At 68.5% G+C, this 14,028-nt stretch carries 14 protein-coding genes; 7 read left to right on the forward strand and 7 right to left on the reverse strand.

The genetic code is table 11. From position 1 onward, the window contains the following. Nucleotides 1-12: 12 nt before the first annotated feature. On the forward strand, nucleotides 13-618 hold the full coding sequence (locus ACWPXK_RS14660) for a TetR/AcrR family transcriptional regulator (RefSeq protein WP_454196663.1): 606 nt from the start codon (nucleotides 13-15) through the stop codon (nucleotides 616-618). Nucleotides 619-777: 159 nt separating this feature from the next. Here ACWPXK_RS14660 and ACWPXK_RS14665 read toward each other — a convergent pair whose 3' ends face one another. Together ACWPXK_RS14665 and ACWPXK_RS14670 are read right to left on the reverse strand one after the other, a co-directional pair. Beyond that, entirely contained in the window at nucleotides 778-1,587 is an 810-nt protein-coding gene (locus tag ACWPXK_RS14665) for a hypothetical protein (RefSeq protein ID WP_454196664.1), read from the reverse strand. Between the two features lie 151 nt (nucleotides 1,588-1,738). Further along, a complete protein-coding gene (locus tag ACWPXK_RS14670) occupies nucleotides 1,739-2,254 on the reverse strand; it encodes a MarR family winged helix-turn-helix transcriptional regulator (RefSeq protein WP_454196665.1) in 516 nt (171 codons plus the stop codon). 158 nt (nucleotides 2,255-2,412) lie between these two features. Between ACWPXK_RS14670 and ACWPXK_RS14675 the strand changes: the two genes are divergently transcribed. The 3 genes from ACWPXK_RS14675 to ACWPXK_RS14685 all read left to right on the forward strand — a co-directional run bounded on the left by ACWPXK_RS14675 (nucleotide 2,413) and on the right by ACWPXK_RS14685 (nucleotide 4,670). Beyond that, a complete protein-coding gene (locus tag ACWPXK_RS14675) occupies nucleotides 2,413-2,826 on the forward strand; it encodes a cupin domain-containing protein (protein ID WP_454197044.1) in 414 nt (137 codons plus the stop codon). 414 nt (nucleotides 2,827-3,240) lie between these two features. Next, nucleotides 3,241-3,696, forward strand: a complete 456-nt coding sequence (locus tag ACWPXK_RS14680; protein WP_454196666.1) for a hypothetical protein — start codon at nucleotides 3,241-3,243, stop codon at nucleotides 3,694-3,696. 44 nt (nucleotides 3,697-3,740) lie between these two features. After that, nucleotides 3,741-4,670: a hypothetical protein gene (locus ACWPXK_RS14685; protein ID WP_454196667.1), complete on the forward strand. Its 930-nt coding sequence runs from the start codon at nucleotides 3,741-3,743 to the stop codon at nucleotides 4,668-4,670. Here the strand turns inward: ACWPXK_RS14685 and ACWPXK_RS14690 are convergent. The 3 genes from ACWPXK_RS14690 to ACWPXK_RS14700 all read right to left on the reverse strand — a co-directional run bounded on the left by ACWPXK_RS14690 (nucleotide 4,664) and on the right by ACWPXK_RS14700 (nucleotide 7,258). Continuing rightward, complete coding sequence (locus tag ACWPXK_RS14690; protein WP_454196668.1) at nucleotides 4,664-5,236, reverse strand: dihydrofolate reductase family protein; 573 nt, start codon at nucleotides 5,234-5,236, stop codon at nucleotides 4,664-4,666. The genes ACWPXK_RS14685 and ACWPXK_RS14690 overlap by 7 nt on opposite strands. Before the next feature lie 75 nt (nucleotides 5,237-5,311). Then, the gene (locus ACWPXK_RS14695; RefSeq protein WP_454196669.1) at nucleotides 5,312-5,545 is read right to left on the reverse strand and encodes a helix-turn-helix domain-containing protein; all 234 of its coding nucleotides are present in this window, start codon (nucleotides 5,543-5,545) and stop codon (nucleotides 5,312-5,314) included. Nucleotides 5,546-5,626: 81 nt separating this feature from the next. Then, nucleotides 5,627-7,258: an ABC-F family ATP-binding cassette domain-containing protein gene (locus tag ACWPXK_RS14700; RefSeq protein WP_454196670.1), complete on the reverse strand. Its 1,632-nt coding sequence runs from the start codon at nucleotides 7,256-7,258 to the stop codon at nucleotides 5,627-5,629. A gap of 170 nt (nucleotides 7,259-7,428) precedes the next feature. On the opposite strand from ACWPXK_RS14700, the gene ACWPXK_RS14705 reads away from it, so the two are divergent. Then, nucleotides 7,429-8,193 (forward strand): SDR family oxidoreductase, encoded by a 765-nt coding sequence (locus ACWPXK_RS14705; protein WP_454196671.1) that lies wholly within the window; start codon nucleotides 7,429-7,431, stop codon nucleotides 8,191-8,193. 35 nt (nucleotides 8,194-8,228) lie between these two features. On the opposite strand, the gene ACWPXK_RS14710 is transcribed toward ACWPXK_RS14705, so the two are convergent. Together ACWPXK_RS14710 and ACWPXK_RS14715 are read right to left on the reverse strand one after the other, a co-directional pair. Continuing rightward, entirely contained in the window at nucleotides 8,229-9,008 is a 780-nt protein-coding gene (locus tag ACWPXK_RS14710; RefSeq protein WP_454196672.1) for a hypothetical protein, read from the reverse strand. A gap of 88 nt (nucleotides 9,009-9,096) precedes the next feature. Next, nucleotides 9,097-11,304: an MMPL family transporter gene (locus ACWPXK_RS14715; RefSeq protein ID WP_454196673.1), complete on the reverse strand. Its 2,208-nt coding sequence runs from the start codon at nucleotides 11,302-11,304 to the stop codon at nucleotides 9,097-9,099. 627 nt (nucleotides 11,305-11,931) lie between these two features. On the opposite strand from ACWPXK_RS14715, the gene ACWPXK_RS14720 reads away from it, so the two are divergent. Then, the gene (locus ACWPXK_RS14720; protein WP_454196674.1) at nucleotides 11,932-13,044 is read left to right on the forward strand and encodes a lycopene cyclase family protein; all 1,113 of its coding nucleotides are present in this window, start codon (nucleotides 11,932-11,934) and stop codon (nucleotides 13,042-13,044) included. Then, nucleotides 13,041-13,994 (forward strand): non-homologous end joining protein Ku, encoded by a 954-nt coding sequence (ku, locus tag ACWPXK_RS14725; RefSeq protein WP_454196675.1) that lies wholly within the window; start codon nucleotides 13,041-13,043, stop codon nucleotides 13,992-13,994. The genes ACWPXK_RS14720 and ku overlap by 4 nt, the downstream gene beginning before the upstream one ends. Nucleotides 13,995-14,028 lie beyond the last annotated feature (34 nt).

Here is a 14,028-nt window from a genome sequence, read left to right on the forward strand (position 1 = left end):
CGGAGGAGCCCGATGCCCAAGGTCAGTGACGATCACCTCGCCGCCCGGCGCAGCCAGATTCTCGACGGGGCACGCCGCTGCTTCGCCGAGTACGGCTACGACGGCGCCACCGTGCGCCGCCTGGAGGAGGAGATCGGGCTCTCCCGAGGCGCTATCTTCCATCACTTCCGCGACAAGGACGCGCTGTTTCTCGCCCTCGCCCAAGAGGATGCCGAACGCATGGCCGACGTCGCGGCCAACCAGGGCATCGTGCAGGTGATGCGCGATATGCTCGCCCACCCCGAGCAGTTCAACTGGCTCGGAACGCGTTTGGAGATCGCGCGGCGGTTGCGCACCGATCCCGAATTCCGCGCCGGCTGGACCCAGCGTTCCGCTGAGCTCACCGCCGCCACCCTGGCCCGCCTGGAACGCCGCAAGGCCGCGGGCGCACTGCGCGACGACGTCCCCACCGACGTCCTGCTCGGCTACCTCGACCTCGTCCTGGACGGCTTGATCGCCCGGATCGCCTCCGGCCACACCAACGAAAACCTCTCCGCGGTGCTGGACCTCGTAGAAGCCTCCGTCCGCTCCCCCGCCTCGCTCCCCCGCCTCTCCGGGCCTTCAGACCGTACTAGTTGAGTGACGCGAGATTTGCGTTCAGGTCCTGCGTTGGGTGCCACCTGTGTTTCGGGCGTACCCGGCGAGTTACCCATGTGCGTGCGAAATCAGTCGTCACGTCGTAGATCCGGCCGAAAAGCGCGGAGAGGCGGGGAGCGCAGTGCTTGCGGCGAGGAGTGTTCAATACGTCGCGTTGATGTACTCCGCGGCGTGCTTGGTCCAGAGAACATTCGTGCCCGGCATGTTTTTCGTCGCGTAGAGCACGTGCTGACCGTGCGGCCATGGGGTCAGGTAACCGATGACGCCGCGGACCGCCGCGCTGTAGCGGTCGAGGTTGCCGATCGGGTCGCGTTGCAGGATCTCGAGTAGTTCGGCGAAGATCAGCGGCGCGACGTTGCCGATGCGAGCGCCCTCGACGAAAGAGAACGGCGAGATGCCGACGCCGATGATGCGCAACGGCGAATCCTTCGGGGCGGCGGTAATGATGTCGCCGGGGTTGGCGTACTCACGGACCGCGACCGACGCAGGCCACGCGCCGCGCTGCCCGTGCAGACCGAAGGTCGATGCCGGGCAGAGATTTCCGACCGACTCACCGGCCCGGCGCAACGGGTTGGCGATGTTCACCACGAACGCGATCTCCAGCGGCGTGCCATCGATGTTCTTGTACTTCCCCGACCGGACGCCCTCCAAGATCCGGCTGGCGCAGATGCCGCCGAGCGAATAGCTCAGCAGCCCGCAGACATTCGGCGAGTCCTGGATGGCTTTCACCCCCGCGGCCGTGCCGAGCCGCACCGATGTGTCCAGGGAAGGCCCCCAGACATTCGGCGCGGGTCCCACCGGCACCGGCCCCACCGATGCGGGCCACTCCGGCTCGAAACAGCTGAATTTGTCGGTGTCGAGTAGTTTGGCGACTTCGTGCAGCATGCCCGCGGGCGTTCCATCGGAGTTCCGCGGCTCCCCGGTGCCGCGGAGAGTGATGATGTCGATCATCGTGTCCTCCTTGCACAATCGCACCGAAACTTTCGGCACGCAATTCCAAGGTAAACCCGCGCGGCACCGCAGGCGTGAGTATCGAGCTACCTCATCCGGCTACGAGTTTCCCCATGTAGAGCGGGATTCGACGGATGGAGGGCCGCGTGAGCTACCGCGCCGGGTCCCCGGGTTCCATGCTGCTGAGCAGAATTCGCGCGATCCGGTCCAGTTCACGCCGCTCACCGGCGGTCAGCACGGACAGCATCCTGGTCTCGTTCGCGGTGTGTTCGGTGACCACGGTGTCGACGAGTTCCCGCCCGGCCTCCGTGAGGGCGACCCGGATCGCGCGACGGTCCTGTGCGTCCGCGACCCGCCGCACCAGCCCCGCCGCTTCCAGCCGATCCAACCGCCCGGTCATCCCCGCCCGCGAGAGCATCAGCGTGTCGGCGAGGACCGATGGGTTCAGCTCGAAGGGTCCCCCCGAACGACGCAACGCGGCGAGTACATCGAACTCACCGCGTTGCAGGCCGTGTTTGCCGAACACCGCCTCGATCTCGCGCTGCGCCACCATCATCAGCCTGCCCATCCTGCCGATCACGGCCATGGCCTCGAGGTCGAGGTCCGGGCGTTCGCGCCGCCACTGCGCCACGATCGCGTCGATGGGGTCGGTCCTACGTTCGGTCATGGACGGATTCTATTCGGCGGTATATAGTTCGGTAGCGAACTATATACCAACGAATCATTGGAGTCCCGATGAGCGCCCCCGCACCGCACACCGATGCCGCGATCCGTCAGCCGCAGGACGCGGAGACACTGCACACGAAGTCGGTCACCCTGCGACTACTGATCGACGCCGAGGAAGCGGGCGGCGCGCTGAGCACGCTCGAAGTGACCATGGACCGTGGGGCCGACGGCGCGGCACCGCATTACCACACGCTCTCCGAAGAGTTGTTCTATGTCGCCGACGGCGAACTGCAACTGCTGGCGGGCGACCGGATCGTCACAGTGGGCGCGGGCGGTTCGATCGTGGTGCCCAGATTCATGCCGCACGCGTTCGGCGCCGCGCCGGACAGCTCGGCGCGCATCTTGATCGCCCTCACGCCGGGCGTGCAGCGCTTCGAGTACTTCCGCCTGCTGGAGCGCATCGCGGCGGGCGAATCGGCCATGGCCGAGCTCGCGGCGGCCCAGGAGGAGTTCGACAACCACTTCGTCGATGCTCCCGCGTGGTGGGCCGAGCGCAACGGCAACCGACGCTGAGCTCCCTCCGGCGCGACTGGCCCCGCAAATCCCGGCCCGTGCAGTCCGATTCGATCGAATTGATCAAGACGACCCGCACGGCCGAGCCGAGGAAATACGATGCCGCGCGGACGCGGTGGCGGTTCCGCCCGGGCCGGCCGCGGAGGTCGCGGTGCACGAAAGTACAGATGCACAGCCGCCAATATCGGGCTATGGACGCGGTCCACATCCAACGCCGGGGGTAGCTCGATGATTGCGCCCTGACTATTTCCGGCCTACCGGAAATCTTTCGGTGCTCGCTGGTTCCGTATCGGAATTCAGTTTGCCATCGGCCGGTAAATCTCCCGATCCCAACCGATCGCAGCACCTACCGCGATATGATCGCTCACACGCTTGGGGGTCGTGGCAAATGGTGAGCAGATCGGAGAAACGGCTATGACCGACGCAATCCGCCTTCCCGGGACGACGCCGAAGGGTGACCGCGTTCCTCCGCTCCAGGGTCTGCTGGTCGCGGAATCGGACCGCGAGATCAGCGTGCGCGTCACCGAGGGAACGTGGACGTTCCGTCGGTCCGACGTTCTGCGAGTCGTCGATTCCGCTGTGCCGCACTCCGATCAGGACGGCCGCCCGGTGCTGGTGGACATTCGCGCGGGCGCCACCGCCGACTTCACCCAGCGACTGCGGATCGACCTGGTCGACCGGCCGATGACCATCCCCGAGGCGCCGTCGGAGGCGCTCGGCGACGACCAGCTGCGCCGCCTCACCGAAATCTGGGCCGACCGGCTGCAACTCGTGGAATGCCCGGGTGCGGGCGGCGCGACGTTCACCTACTGCCAGACCAAATCGCTCGGCGGCAGCGACGACGGCATCAACTGCGACAGTCTCGACTGAACGGCACGCGCATGGCGGGACGCCGGAAGGCTTCGGTCTTGATCGTGTCCGAATCCGATGACCTCCACGGCACCGCGATGGCGGCGACGTTACGAGAGCACCACGGGCTCAGTCCGATCCACCTCGATTTGCGGGATTTTCCCCGCGAGTCCGGCAGCTTCCGCCTGGACCGGCTCGGCACGACTCGCTCGCTGTCGCATCTGATCGGCCTCGACGACGTCCGGTCGGTGTGGTGGCGGCGCCCGCATCCCGCCCAGGTGCCCGCGGGGGTCCGAGCCTCGGACAACGACTTTCGCCAAGCCGAGTGCGATGGCTTCATCCAGGGACTGCTCTGGTCCATCCCGGCCCACTGGGTCAACGACCCAGGCGCGGACCGCACCGCGGGACGCAAGATCGTGCAGCTGGAAACGGCGCTGCGGGCCGGGTTCGCGGTACCGGAGACGCTGATCACCAACGACCCGGACGAGGCGCGCAGTTTCGTCGAATCCCGGCCCGGTCCCGTGGTCTACAAGCGCACCGGCACCAGCCGCGGCGAATTCGCCGAGACCAGGATCATCTCCCGCGACGACTTCGGCAGGCTCGCCGCGATCCGTTCGGCGCCGACCACCTTTCAGGACTACATCGACGCCACCTGCGACCTGCGCGTCGTGTGGGTGGACGGGATCGAATGGACCGTGCGCATCGACTCGCAAGCCGGCGTCGGCAAGGTCGACTCCCGCCTGGACACCTCGGTCGACTTCACGCCCGACCACCTGCCCGCCGCGGTGAGCAAGTCGCTGGCCACCCTGATGGGTGCGCTCGGGCTGTCCTTCGGGGTACTCGACATCCGGCTCGGCCGCGATGGCGAGTACTACTTTCTCGAGGTCAATCCGCAGGGCCAGTTTGCCTATTTGGAGATCAAGACCGGGCTGCCCATCTTCCGCAGCCTGGCCAACCTCTTGGTGGACGGCGACGGCATGGTGGCCGGTTACTGAATCCGGCGATAGGTCTGCCGTACCACGCCGGACGCCGGGAACGCGACGACGTCCACCAGCCGCAGCCGCCGTGGCGCCACCCCCTCGAACAGCGGCCGGCCCGCGCCGAGCAGCACCGGAAACACCAGCAGCCGAAGCTCATCCACGGCGTCGAGACGAAGGAACTCCTGCGCGGTCCGCACGCCCGCGAACACCACCACCGGCTTGCCGGAGCTGTTCTTCAGCTCCGCGATCTCGGCGGGCAGGTCCGCGCCGATCCGGCGGGCGGGCTGCCACGGCAGCTCCAGGTCCGGCCGGTGCGTGAGCACCAGTTTGGGCAGCGCGTTGACCAGCGGAGCGAGCCGCGCGTCTCCGGGTGTGGCCGGATTCCGTTGCGCGTCCGGCCAATACCCGGCGAGCAACTCGTAGGACGTGCGCCCGAAGATCTGCGCGTCGACGCCGCTGAGCAGCTCGGCGAGATAGTCGTCCAGTTCGGGATCGTCGACCTCGATCCAGTCGAGCGCTCCGTCCGGCCCGGCCGCGTAGCCGTCCAACGTCACCATGATCTGCAGCAGCAGCTCCCGCACCGCGTGGTCCTTCCGTCGACACCGTCTCTTTCAACAGTGCGGACGATCCCCGCGGCGCGAATTCATCGCGGGACGCTACTGGCCTTTCCGGCGATTGGCCCCACCCCGGCTGCGGAGCTGCACATGCGACTCCACTAGCACGTTGTGGATGAAGCCATAGGAACGGCCGGTGGACCGTGCCAGTGACCGGATGCTCGCACCCGCCTCGTATTGCTTCTTCAGCTGGGTTTGTAGGCGATCGCGTGACTTCCCGGTGACGCGTGTGCCCTTACCCAATGTGGCCTTGCTATGTGTGGGCCTGTCGCTCATGGCTTCCTCCGAGTCGCCGAGCAGCGTCTTTCCAGGCTAAGCACTCAGCAGGCCGTGATCAACGGGTTCCTGTGATGAAACTCACGCAAGCTGAATAAGTTCCAGGTATTCCGCCGACCAGTGGTCTTCTGTCCCGTCCGGGAGGAGGATCACCCGTTCCGGAGACAGCGCCTCCGCTGCCCCTGGGTCGTGGGTCACCAGCACCACGGCGCCCGCGTAGGTGCGCAGCGCGTCCAGCACCTGCTCGCGCGAGACCGGGTCGAGGTTGTTGGTCGGCTCGTCCAGCAGCAGGACGTTCGCCGCCGAGGAGACCAGGCCGGCCAGTGCCAGACGGGTCTTCTCACCACCCGAGAGGGTGCCGGCGGGCTGGTCGAGCTGCGGACCGGAGAACATGAACGCGCCGAGCAGGCCACGCAGGTCCTGTTCACCCGCGTCCGGCGCGGCGTGGCGGATGTTCTCCCAGACGGTGGCGTCGTCGTCCAGGGTGTCGTGCTCCTGCGCGAAGTACCCGATCTTCAGGCCGTGGCCTGGCACGAGGCCGCCCGCGGTCGGCTGCTCGACCCCGGCGAGCAGGCGCAGCAACGTGGTCTTGCCCGCGCCGTTGAGCCCGAGCACCACCACCCGGCTGCCGCGATCGATCGCGAGATCGACGCCGGTGAAGATCTCCAGCGAACCGTAGACCTTGGTCAGGTTCTCGGCCATCAGCGGTGTCTTCCCGCAGGGCGCCGGCTCGGGGAACTTGATCCTGGCGACCTTGTCGGCGACGCGCACGTCGTCGAGTTCGGCCAGCAGGCGATCGGCCCGTTTGGCCATGTTCTGCGCCGCAGTCGCTTTCGTGGCCTTCGCGCCGAGCTTGGCCGCCTGGGCGCGCAGCGCGCTCGCCTTCTTCTCGGCGTTCGCGCGTTCACGGCGCCTGCGCTGTTCGTCGGTGGCGCGCGCGTCCAGATACTTCTTCCACCCCATGTTGTAGATGTCGGCTTCGCCGCGCACCGCGTCCAGGAACCACACCTTGTTCACCACGTCGGCGAGTAGTTCGACGTCGTGGCTGATCACGATCAGGCCACCGTCGTGGTTCTGCAGGAAACCGCGCAGCCAGGTGATCGAGTCGGCGTCGAGATGGTTGGTCGGCTCGTCCAGCAGCAGAATGGTGTCCGAGCGGCCGCCGCTGCCATCGGAGGCGGCGAACAGGATGCGCGCCAATTCGATTCGGCGGCGCTGGCCGCCGGAGAGGGTGCGCAACGGCTGGCCGAGCACCCGGTCGGGCAACCCGAGGCTGTGGCAGATGCGCGCCGCTTCGCTCTCGGCGACGTAACCGCCGAGAGCGGAAAACCGTTCCTCGAGCCTGCCGTACTTGCGTACCGCCTTCTCGCGCTCCTTGTCGTCGGCCACCTCGGCCATCAGGGCCTGCTGCTTCTCCATCTCACGGATCAGCGTGTCCAGGCCGCGCGCGGACAGCACCCGGTCGCGGGCAAGCACGTCCAGGTTGCCCTCGCGCGGATCCTGCGGCAGGTAACCGATCTCGCTGGAACGCAGGATCTTTCCCGCGTACGGCTCGCCCTCGCCCGCCAGGATGCGCAACGTGGTCGTCTTGCCCGCGCCGTTACGCCCGACCAGTCCGATCCGGTCCCCCGCCTGCACGCGCAGCGCCGGCCCAGGGGCCGACAGCAGGGTGCGGACTCCGGCCCGGACCTCCAGGTCGGTCGCGGTGATCACAAACTTCTCCTCGCGGATCGTGGTGCTGGACGCATGCTGCTCGATTGTGCGACCCGACGCGCACAAGAACCACCGATTTTAACCGGGACGAACGGCCCTCCCACAGCCCAGCGCCCCGCATGTGACGGCGGTAACGGCGCGCGCGGACCACTGCGCTACCGTGCGATGCCATGAGTACCGATCTATTGGGCAAGAGCGCCCTGGTCACGGGGGCCAGCCGGGGCATCGGCAAGGCGGTCGCGGCGGAGCTGCTCGGCCGCGGCGCGAACGTGCTGATCACCGCACGGAAGAAGGACCCGCTGGACGAGGCGGCCGCCGAGCTGCGCGAACTGGGCCACCAGGGGCAGGTCGTCGCGCTGGCGGGCAACTCCGGCGTCGCCGAGGATCGGGCGGCCGCGGTCGAGCGCGCGGTCACGGAGTTCGGTTCGCTGGACGTCCTGATCAACAACACCGGCATCAACCCGGTGTTCGGCTCGCTGATGGACGCCGACCTGGACGCCGTGCGCAAGATCTTCGACGTGAACGTGGTCGCGGCGCTCGGCTACATCCAGGAGGCCTATAAGGCGTGGATGCGCGACCACGGGGGCGCCGTGGTGAACGTGGCCAGCGTGGCGGGTATCCGCTCCACCGGCGTGATCGCCGCGTACGGCGCGTCCAAAGCTGCGCTCATCCGCCTCACCGACGAACTGGCCTGGCAGCTGGGACCGAAGATCCGCGTGAACGCGGTCGCGCCCGGCGTGATCAAGACGAAGTTCGCCGACGCGCTGTACTCGGCCGACGAGGAACGCGCCGCGAGTGTGTACCCGATGAAGCGGCTGGGCAGCCCGGAGGACGTGGCACGCCTGATCGGCTTCCTGGTGTCCGACGAGGCCGCGTGGATCACCGGTGAGACCGTGCGGGTGGACGGCGGGCTGCTGTCGACCGGCGGACTCTGACCGTCTGCTCCCGTACCGATACGGGCGCCGCCGCGCTACCGGAACGCCAGTGCGCCGAGCATGTCGGCGTGCCGGTAGCGCAGATACTTCTCCACCGTCTCCACGGCGACCGCGTCGGTGGCGGTCGCTATGGTCACGACGACGAACTCCTTCTGGCTGCCGTCCTTCCACTTGCCGGTCGCGTAACCGGAAATGTACGAGCCCGGCCGCAGGATCAGGTCCGCGTCGGCGAATCGATCCTTCGCCGCGGCGGCCCGATTCTCATCGGCCATGCCGAGGATGAACTGGGTGAGCATCACGGCGCCGCCCTCGGTGCGGAACACCATTTCCGCCGCGTACGTGCAACCGAGACCGGTGAGCTTGCCCGCCTTGTCGATGTCACCGCAGTCGGAGTGGTCGCGGCCGTCGACCCAGTCGGCGTGCAACTCGACGCCCCCGAGCCGGAAGTCCCAGTTCCCGGCGTATTCGGTGTGGCTCAGCCGGCCGGACGACGGGCCGACCGGCCGCGTGCTGGTGGCGGTGGTCGCACGGGCCGTCGCGTCGGCGGACGTGGCTGCGGCTTGCGCGGAGCCATGCTCGCGCGGGACCACCGCTACGCCGATGCCGACCGCGACCAGGACGACGACGATGCCGACGACCAGCCCGGCTATCGGGCCGGTGCTGGATTTCGGCGGCGGGGGCAACGGCGGCGCTTCCCACGCCGGCATCGGGTACTCGCTGGGCGGGGATGATTGCCCCCACCCATACTCCACACCGTCGGATTTCGCGTAATCGCCTGACCCGCCGTCGAATTCGGAGCCGGGAGGATACGTCATCGCGGTCACCTTCCCACATCCTCGGGCGGCCGTCCCACCCCATGCGGGCTCCCCCGGGCTGCCCGACCGACCCTACCGGATACGCGGATCAGAGCCGGGCGGGCTGACGCCAATCCCGGGAGCCGGCAACCGGGGCGGCAGGTCCCTCCTCGATGCCGAAACGCCGGTGCAGCTTGCGCAGTGGCCCGGGTGCGTACCAGTTCCAGTCGCCGAGCAGCTCCATCGCCGCGGGCAGCAGGAATCCGCGGACCAGGGTCGCGTCCACCAGGACCGCCAGCGGAAGGCCGATGCCGAACGCCTTCATGAACGTGATGTCCGAGGCGAGGAAGCCGAGGAACACCAGCGAGATCAACACCGCCGCGGCCGTGACGATCCGCCCGATCCGCTCCAGCCCGGAGGTGACCGCCAGCGCGTTGGATCTGGTCCGCTGGTACTCCTCACGGATACGGGCCAGCAGGAACACCTGGTAGTCCATGGCAAGGCCGAACGCGACGCCGAACAGCATGACCGGAACCGTCGGCGGCAGGTCGCCGGTGACGGTGAACCCGAGCAAGCCGGACAGATGCCCGTCCTGGAAGATCCAGACCAGCGCCCCGAAGGTCGCGGTCAGGCTCAGCACGCTGAGCACCACCGCCAGCAGCGGCAGCACGACGCTTCCGGTGAGCAGGAACAGGACCACCACCATGATCAGCACGACGAACACGAGCGCGTACGGCAGCGCGGAGACCACCGCGTCGATCGCGTCCGCGTTCGCCGCGGCCACTCCGCCGACCAGCACCGGCGACGCGGCGGGCGTCGCGCGCACGGCACTGGCGATCCGGTCGAGCGCACCGGGATCGGTGGTGTCCGGAACCACGCTGAGATAGGCGGCGTTCGGCGCGCGGAAGCGGTCGTTGGCCGCGGTGGGCGAGGCGAGCAGACCGCCGTGGCTGTAGCTGCCGGTGGCGGTGTCGACCCGGCGGACGTTCTCGATCTCCGACAGTTCCCGGGCGTAGGCGTCCAATTCCGCCGCGTCGTAGGCGGTTTCGGGCAGCACCGCGAACAGTCCGTTCTGCTCGGTGGCGGAGAAGTCACGCTGGATGGCCTCGGTGACCTGGCGATTGTTCATCGACTCCGGCAGCGAACGTTCGTCCGGGAAGCCGAGTTTCACGCCGAGGAACGGCGCGCCCAGTACCAGCAGCAGCGCGGTCACCGCGAGCCCGATGGGCACCGGCCGCATCATCACGAACCGGGCCAGGCGATGCCAGGCGCCCTCGCCCGGCGCGGGCCGGGCGGCGCGCAGGAACCACCACAGCTGACCATTGTCGATCTTGGTGCCGAGCAGGAACAGGATCGCGGGCAGCACGGTCAGCGAGACCGCCGCGGCGATCACCGCCACGGCCAGGCCCGCGTATCCCATCGACCGCACGGCCAGCAGCGGGAAGAACAACAGGCCCGACAGCGCCACCGCGACGGTCACGGCCGAGAACGCGACGGTACGACCGGCCGAGTGCATGGTCGCCACCACCGCGGCCGCGGGCTGCTGTCCGGCGACCAGCTCGTCGCGATAGCGGCTGATGATCAACAGGCTGTAGTCGATCGCGAGGCCGAGCCCGAGCAGGGTGGCGACGTTGGTCGCGGTCGCCGCGAGATCGGTGACACTCGCGATCAGCCACAGCGCGCCCATCGTGATCATCACCGTGATCATGGCGACGACCAGCGGCAGGCTGGCCGCGACCAAACCACCGAAGACCAGCAGCAGCGCGATCAGCGTGATCGGGAAGGCGATGGATTCGCCGAGCACGACGTCTTTCTCGCTCTGCTGCACCGTCTCGTGCAGCAGCATCGCGTAGCCGCCGACGCGCACCTCCAGCGGGCCGTGCGTGCCGCCGAACCGCTCGGCGAGATCGCCGACCCGTTTGTCGACCTCGGACTCCTCGCCGAGGATGCTGGCCACGATCAGGCCCTTGGCGCCGTCGGTGCTGCGCAGCGCGGGCGACTTCTCGGTCCAGTAGGAGGCGACGCCCGCGACGCCGGATTGCGACTTCAGCTCGGCGACCAGCTCGGTCGCCGCGGTGACCGCGGCGGCGTCGTCCACCGACCCGGGAGTCCGCACCAGCAGCACGAGATTCGGGGTGGCTTGGCCGAAGGTGTCCCGCAGCACCGCGGCCGCCCGGCTGGATTCGCTGTCGGGATCGATGTACCCGCCGCCCTGCACTTTGTCGAACAGCGTCGCGCTCAGTGTGCCCATCGCCAGCGCGAGCACGACGAACACCCCCAGGATCCACCGGCTGCGCCGCCTGGTCAGTTCGAACACCGCGTCTACCCCTAACTCGTTCCGGCCGTGCCGCTTTCGTCCTCGGACTGCCACGGTGTCGCCGGTTCGGCTACCTGTCCGGCACGCCATCGCGGCGCACCGGTACGCCGGTCATTCGCCGCCGAACCTCGACACCGGGGCCGGATGCGTGCGCCAGCGCCCCGGAATCCTAACAACGTCGGGCGAAACTCCGGTGGGCGAGAACACATTCCGTACGTGAGCGGCGCGGGGACGTGCGCTGCCCGCCGTGCGGCCGAGATTCCGTGCCACCGCGCGCCGGGACGTTTGCCGTGACACCGCCGCCCTCCTGGGCGCACACCTCAGCTGTCCGCGAAGCGTGTGGTACCGCGCCCAGGAGCAGAGTTCGCTGCGCCGTTGTTCCCGGCATCTCGACGGCAGCTCCGCCGTGGTCTCGGACAACCGACCCGCGGCCGGGGTTCGTGCCGCGGTATTCGCGAAGAATTCATCTGGGACTTGCCCGGCTTCGGCATGACAGCGTGGGCCGACGGCGAGAACCGCGATATCGCCGTCGAGGCGAGGCGGCTACTAGGCTCCGACCAGTCGAGGACCGAGCGAGCGAACGAAAGGCGCAGACGATGCACGCAGGCGCACCCCCGCGGACGTAGCGTGACGCCGGACCTGATCGTCTGCGGCCTCGGCCCGGCCGGACGTGCCCTTGCGCATCGCGCTACGGCGCGCGGGCTCACGGTCATCGCTCTGGATCCCGCGCCGGAGCGCGGATGGACGGCCACGTACGCGGCGTGGGCCGATGAACTGCCCGATTGGCTGGCGCCGGAGGCCATCGCCGCGACGGTGCCGCGGCCGATGGCATGGGGAACTCGGGCACACCGGGTCGACCGCCGCTACGTAGTGCTGGATACCGCGCGTTTGCAGATGTCGTTGTCCTTGCCCGGCGCACGGATCATCCAGGACCGCGCGGTCGAGGTCTCGCCCGAGCGGGTGACTCTCGCCTCGGGCAGGTCACTCGCGGCGGCCAGAGTCGTCGACGCCCGCGGCCTCACCCGTTCTCCGGCGCGGGCCGAGCAGACGGCCTATGGCGTGATCGTGGACGCCGAGCGCTGCGCAGATCTCGACCCGCTGTTCATGGACTGGCGCGCCGACAACGGCGCGGCGGCCGGCGAAACGCCCTCGTTCCTCTACGCCGTCCCGCTCGACGACCGGCGGATGCTGCTGGAGGAGACCTGCCTGGCCGGTCGTCCCGCGCTCGCGGGTTCGCGGCTGCGCGTGCGCCTGCACCACCGGTCGCGTTCCAGGGGCATCCAGCTCACCGGTGCGGAACCCGTCGAGCATGTCCGGTTTCCCGTGCAGGGCGGACGTCCGGGTCCGCACATGTTCGGCGCGGCGGGAGGGTTCCTGCATCCGGCGACCGGATACAGCGTCGCCGCGGCGCTGACCGCGGCCGATGCCGTTGCGGCCGGTCAGGACGTGTGGCCGGTGGCCGCCCGGATTGTCCACCGTCTTCGCGGCGCGGGACTGCGGGCGTTGCTGGCCCTGCCGCCCGCTGACCTCCCGCAGTTCTTCGACGCGTTCTTCGAGCTGCCTCCGGCGGCGCAACGCGCGTATCTGTCCGGCCGCACCGACCTGACCGGCACCGTCGACGCGATGCGGACCCTCTTCACGGCGTTGCCGTGGCGGCTGCGCCGGCGGGTCGCGGCCGCGACACTCGGAGTTCCGGTTCCGTCGCGCGGTCGCCCGGGTTCGGCCATGATGGAGGAATGAGATCGATCTGGAAGGGCTCGATCGCATTCGGGCTGGTGAACGTCCCGGTGAAGGTGTACACCGCCACCGAGGACCATGACATCCGGTTCCATCAGGTCCATGCCAAGGACGGTGGCCGGATCAAGTACGACCGCGTGTGCACCGTGTGCGGTCAGTCCATCCCGTACACCGACATCGACAAGGCCTACGAGTCTCCGGACGGAGACAAGGTCGTCCTGACCGACGAGGACTTCGCGAAACTGCCGGTGGCGGAGAGGCACGAGATCCCGGTCCTGCAGTTCGTGCCGTCCGACCAGATCGACCCGATCCTGTTCGACAAGAGCTACTACCTGGAACCGGATTCCAGCACACCGAAGGCGTACGTGCTGCTGGCCACGACGCTCGAGGAGGTCGAGCGCACCGCGCTGGTGAACTTCACCCTGCGCCAGAAGACCAGGCTCGCCGCATTGCGCGTGCGCGACGGCGTCCTGGTGCTGCAAACCCTGCTGTGGCCGGATGAGGTGCGCTCGGTCGACTTCGAATCCCTCGACGGTGTCGCGCAACCGAAGCCGCAGGAGATCAAGATGGCCGAGACGCTGGTCGAGGCCATGTCCGACGACTTCGATCCGGACCAGTTCACCGACGAATACCAGATCGAGCTCAAACGCCTGCTGGACGAGGCGATCGCCAGCGGCACCGGCACAGTGCCCGAGCAGCCCGAGATGGTGCCGACCGGGATGGACGCCGAGGTGGTCGACCTGGTGGCCGCGCTGCAGCGCAGCCTGGAGGCCAGCGGACGCCGGACGGCCGGTGGCGACGGTGCGGCGAAGGCCGAACCGAAGAAGGCGGCGAAGAAGACGGCGGCCAAGACTTCCACGAGCGCGGCCAAGAGCGCCGCGTCGAAGAGCACAGCGAAGAAGGCCCCCGCGAAGAAGACCGCCAAGAAGACCGCGACCCGCAAAGGCGCCTGATCTTCGCCGGTCGGACGTTCGGTGCGCGGCCGGC

It is taken from the genome of Nocardia sp. Marseille-Q1738, from assembly GCF_965283145.1.

Coding starts and splice junctions, on each gene's coding strand:
- ACWPXK_RS14660 (WP_454196663.1), top strand. CDS start 13: ATGCCCAAGGTCAGTGACGATCACCTCGCCGCCCGGCGCAGCCAGATT.
- ACWPXK_RS14665 (WP_454196664.1), bottom strand. CDS start 1,587: ATGATCGACATCATCACTCTCCGCGGCACCGGGGAGCCGCGGAACTCC.
- ACWPXK_RS14670 (WP_454196665.1), bottom strand. CDS start 2,254: ATGACCGAACGTAGGACCGACCCCATCGACGCGATCGTGGCGCAGTGG.
- ACWPXK_RS14680 (WP_454196666.1), top strand. CDS start 3,241: ATGACCGACGCAATCCGCCTTCCCGGGACGACGCCGAAGGGTGACCGC.
- ACWPXK_RS14695 (WP_454196669.1), bottom strand. CDS start 5,545: ATGAGCGACAGGCCCACACATAGCAAGGCCACATTGGGTAAGGGCACA.
- ACWPXK_RS14705 (WP_454196671.1), top strand. CDS start 7,429: ATGAGTACCGATCTATTGGGCAAGAGCGCCCTGGTCACGGGGGCCAGC.
- ACWPXK_RS14710 (WP_454196672.1), bottom strand. CDS start 9,008: ATGACGTATCCTCCCGGCTCCGAATTCGACGGCGGGTCAGGCGATTAC.
- ku (WP_454196675.1), top strand. CDS start 13,041: ATGAGATCGATCTGGAAGGGCTCGATCGCATTCGGGCTGGTGAACGTC.